1 pseudogene is annotated in these 500 nt (G+C 50.8%); it reads left to right on the top strand.

The window, feature by feature from the left end:
• Positions 1-500 (top strand): annotated as a pseudogene (locus FHK88_RS03725) (tryptophan synthase subunit beta); the annotation flags it as partial.

Here is a 500-nt window from a genome sequence, read left to right as displayed (position 1 = left end):
GAATGAAGATCCTAGGGGCGAAGATTGTTCCTGTATCAGAGGGAGCAGGAACGCTAAAAGAAGCGGTAGACAGTGCCTTTGCGACTTATCTTGGTGAGCTTGATAGCAGTATGTTTGCCATTGGCTCGGTCGTTGGACCGGCCCCTTACCCTGAAATGGTCAGCTATTTCCAATCGGTCGTTGGTCATGAGGCTCGAGAGCAGTTTTTAGCTACGACGGGTAAGCTGCCCAGTAAAGTGGTGGCTTGTGTCGGCGGCGGCTCCAATGCCATTGGACTATTTAGTGGCTTTTTGGCAGATGATGATGTTGAGAAAGTAGGTGTCGAACCTGCTGGTAAAGGCCTAGATACCCCTGACCATGCCGCCACCATGACCTTAGGAGTAAAAGGAGGGATTCATGGTTTTAAGTGTTATGTGCTCCCTGATGACAAAGGTGAGCCTGCGCCAGTGCATTCGATTGCCTCCGGACTTGATTATCCTGGAATAGGGCCACAGCACTCA

The sequence above is a fragment of the Psychrobacter sp. I-STPA6b genome (genome assembly GCF_020662265.1).
Taxonomy (GTDB): Bacteria; Pseudomonadota; Gammaproteobacteria; order Pseudomonadales; family Moraxellaceae; genus Psychrobacter.
The sequence above is the reverse complement of the archived record's forward strand: the minus strand, read 5'-3'. Positions and strand labels throughout refer to the sequence as shown.